The following is a 3,535-nucleotide window of genomic DNA, read 5'->3' on the forward strand; positions in this document are numbered from 1 at the left end:
CCCTAATATATTACGTGATAATTTTTTCAAATATTGATAAATTTTATATCAATACGATTCTTTTAAGAACCTTAAGTTCAAAATAAGTATAGTATTTCATTGTTAATGTTTTGTTAACGTTTTGTTAAATTTTGATTTTATTTTTTAAAAAAGATATAATACTTTTGAGGAGGAGATAATGAAAAGAATAATTATGTTTTTATATATAATAATATGTATGTCAACACTTGGAATAGAATATGCAATAAATATAGAAAAAAGTGAGAAGATCCTTTTGACCTCTCATGGATTGGAGTCTTATTTTGAAGGGATACTCCATCTTCAACCTACAATAGAGAAGATCTATCTCATAGGTTTTAAAGTGGAAGAGGTTAATAGTTTGAAGAAACATTTTTCAAGGGTGAAGTTTTCAAATTTTTCTATGAATAAAAATGGAGAAGAATTTGGGACAGCTATAGCACTAGTTGTTAAAGACAAAATAGAAACCTCAGATTTAGAGAAACTTAATTACCCTGTTTATGGATATAGATATGCTCCTAAAGATGAGTTCGTCATGGTACTATATCCCAAGGAAAAAAATAATGAAGGTTCTCTAAGAGAACGATTATTTTTTAATTATCCCAAGGTAAAAGAATATAAATTAAACTATTTTCTTTTAGAGGGAGGATATTCATTCTATAATATGGATGGACACTTTTTTGTCATAGATAAAAGAAACCTAAATAAGATAATAATCTCATTCCATCTGACAATAATGGTTTCTTTTATTATGTTTTATCTCATAATAAGTAGAAGAAAATTGGTAAAGGAGCTGACTAAAACAAGACTCAAAGCAGAGGAAGCTAGTTTGGAAAAAGGTCGTTTCTTGGCAAATATGTCTCATGAAATAAGGACGCCTCTCAGTGGGATAATAGGCACGATAGAGACTCTTAAAGATATTCCTATGGACAGAAAGATCAGTGAAAAAATAGGCATTATAGGAGGAGCTTCCCATCATTTATTGGAAATTATAAATGATATCCTTGATTTTTCTAAAATCGAAGCAAATAAAGTAGAAATTCATAGAAATGAGTTTTCTTTGAGAGAAACGCTAACTGAGGTACTTCAGATATTTGAGAGTACAATAAATAAAAGAGATTTAAAACTTATCTGTACCTGTGCAAAGGATATACCCCACTTTGTGATAGGAGATCGACTGGCTTTGAGAAAAATTCTTATAAACCTTATTGGAAATGCAGTCAAATTTACCCATGAGGGGGAAATCACAATTTGTGTTAAAATGGATGAATTTAAAGATATTCATTTTAGGATAACAGATACGGGAATAGGTATACCAGCAGAGATGGTAGAGAAGATAACCGAGGATTTTATTCAGGGACAGCAAGGAAACTCAAGAGAATATGAGGGAACAGGACTAGGACTAGCTATAACATCAAGATTTTTATCTTTAATGGGGTCGAAACTTATGGTTGAAAGTACTGTTGGTATGGGAAGTAGTTTTTATTTTAACTTGTCCCTTCCCAAAGGAAAAGATAAGTTAGAGACAAATACCAAAGGATTTATTTTATATACTGCTTCTAAAGAGATAAAAGGAATCTTTCAGCAATTTGGAGATGACTACAACTACCCTTATATCATAATATCTGATAAAGAGGCATTTACGGATCTTTCTGAAGATGAGGAAGTAATTTGGGACTACCCTCATATTTTTGTAGGAGAAGATCTTTATGTATCGGAAGAACATAGCTTAAATTATACAGTGGTATCTACTTCTCCTGTGGAATTAAAAAAAGTATCTGTTATTTGTATGAATCCACTGTTTAACTGGAAGATCTATAGAAGTATGGAGGAGGTACTTGTGGAAGAGGTAGAGATTAAAACGAGAGTTATAAAAGCATTAATTGTAGATGATAGTAATTTAAATCTAAATGTTTTAAAAGACCTTTTAGAAAGAATTGGAATAATGGTTATTTCTGCTTCTAGAGGTGAAGAGGCACTAAAGTTATTGACGGACGATATTAATATTGTCTTTACAGATATACAGATGCCTGAGATGGATGGATATGAACTAGCTGAAAAGATAAAAAAGATAGATATGAAGTTACCAATTGTGGCGATAACTGCAAATACATTTTTAGAAGATAGAATAAAAGCTCTAAAGGGATCCTTAGATGCATATGTGACTAAACCTTTTCAAAAAGATGACCTTATAAAGGCTATTGAAAACCTTATACCTCACCTAAAGGTTGAAAGATTAGAGGGTGAATTGGGGAATGAAGGTATAATATCTGATTGTTTAAAGGAAATACCAGAAGGGATTTTATTTCTCAAAGGTGCATTAGAAGAGAAATCTTATGGTAAAATAAAATATTATGCTCATAAACTAAAAGGTGATTTTTCATATCTAAAAGAAGATAAAATAAGAGTACTTTTGGAAGAGATTGAGAGGGATTCAGAAGAATTTGAACAAAAAGTTAAATATTTAGAGAGTATAGAAATTAGATGGGATAGTCTAAGGGAGATAATTGAAAAAGGGGATAGTATATGAAGATATTAATTGTAGAAGATAGTCTGATAACGAGAAATCATTTGGAAATAACTTTAAAGAGAGAAGGATTTGATATAAGTACAGCTTCAACTGGGGAAGCAGCCTTACAAATAATAGTAAATACCAGCCCAGAGATCATACTTTTAGATCTATATTTACCGGGAATAGATGGGCTAGAGGTCTGTGAAAAAATAAGAAATTATTCAAAAGTTTATGGAACTCCTCATATAATAATGCTTACAGGAAAGACTGAGGAGCAGGATATAGTAGATGGTTTTACTAAGGGAGCAGATGATTATGTAAAAAAGCCATTTAATATCCACGAAGTAATCCTCAGGATAAGAGCTGTAGAACGAAAAAATACTACTACGGTAGAAGTTATACAGATAGGTGGTATATTTATTAACCTTTCAGCTAATAGTGTGAGAGAGGATGGGCAGGATATAAAACTCTCTAAAACAGAATATAACCTCCTTGTTTTTTTAGCCAAAAATAAGGGAGTGGCTCTTGCCAGGAGAAATATCTATGAAAGGGTATGGGAAGATGAATTCATTCAAGGAAATAGGATTATAGATGTGTATATAAGGAAACTCAAAAATAAACTCTCTACCTTTGATAACCACATTGAGTCTCTTCAAGGAAGGGGATATATTTTGAGAGAAACATCATAAAGTTAAATTTAAATTGGGATCTATTGTTTTACATTATAAAATCGAGAGAATCCTTAATTAATTTTAGGAGTTTTTTTGTGGAAAATATCATTAATTAATGGTATTATTTATCTATTGAATAAAGATTTATAGGGGGATTTGTTTTGAAAATAGAAAACATATTAAATAAAGAAAAATTAGATCGAAGTGATTTGATCTACTTAATGAATACAAGTTCAGAAGATGATATAGAAAAAATATTTAAGAAAGCTTATGAAATTAAGTTAGAAAATATTGGAAATAAAGTTTATTATCGTGGACTTATAGAAATTAGTAA

At 30.4% G+C, this 3,535-nt stretch carries 2 protein-coding genes; both read left to right on the forward strand.

Annotation, left to right across the window (positions count from 1 at the left end; genetic code table 11):
* The first annotated feature begins 178 nt into the window (after positions 1 to 178).
* On the forward strand, positions 179 to 2,548 hold the full coding sequence (locus WBG30_RS00005; protein ID WP_424502590.1) for a response regulator: 2,370 nt from the start codon (positions 179 to 181) through the stop codon (positions 2,546 to 2,548).
* Positions 2,545 to 3,219, forward strand: coding sequence for a response regulator transcription factor (locus WBG30_RS00010; protein ID WP_424502591.1), 675 nt, complete (start codon positions 2,545 to 2,547; stop codon positions 3,217 to 3,219). The genes WBG30_RS00005 and WBG30_RS00010 overlap by 4 nt, the downstream gene beginning before the upstream one ends.
* The last annotated feature ends 316 nt before the right edge of the window (positions 3,220 to 3,535 follow it).

This window comes from Psychrilyobacter sp., assembly GCF_049671765.1.
Lineage (GTDB): Bacteria > Fusobacteriota > Fusobacteriia > Fusobacteriales > Fusobacteriaceae > Psychrilyobacter.